Below are 529 nucleotides of genomic sequence, written 5' to 3'. Positions count from 1 at the left end.
GGCGCTGGCCTGGGCGCAGAACCTGAAGCTGTAGGCAGGCCACTTCAACGGCGACGTGGCGGAGTCCTGTTGGCGTACGCTGCCCGGCACTGCTATATTCCCGCATTGCGCGTCAGGCCGAAGGCTTGGCCGGTCACCCAAGCCGTCCAACCTCGTCAACGAAAGAGCTCGTCATGGATCTTCCCTGCGCAGCAACCGCCACGCGCGGTGCCGCATCGTACGCCGTCGATTCAAATCCCCACCTTGCCATTGGCCGCAGAACAGACGAGGCACCCAGGTTGTACAGCAGGCAGCCGGAATTCGGTGCATCGCTGCTGCCCGATGAGCTGGTCGGCGAAGTCTTTAACCATCTTCCACTGGAGGATCTGGCATCGTCCTATCAGGTATGCCGCCGCTGGCATGGGACGGAAAAGTCAACTGGTTGGGTAGGGGCCGCGCGGGCCTTTACTGCATGGAGCCTGCGGGCCGGCCTGGCACCCATGGACGCAAGCGCCTTCCATGAAGCGCTCGGGCGCGCCAGCAGGCTTGG

At 63.9% G+C, this 529-nt stretch carries 1 protein-coding gene; it reads left to right on the top strand.

Annotated elements, in window-relative coordinates:
• Window positions 1-278: 278 nt before the first annotated feature.
• On the top strand, window positions 279-529 hold a 251-nt coding region (locus JK635_RS14370), incomplete at its 3' end, for an F-box protein (RefSeq protein WP_202654660.1).

The sequence above is a fragment of the Neobacillus paridis genome (genome assembly GCF_016765675.1).
GTDB lineage: Bacteria > Bacillota > Bacilli > Bacillales > Cytobacillaceae > Neobacillus > Neobacillus paridis.
This window is presented reverse-complemented; position numbering and strand designations above follow the sequence as displayed.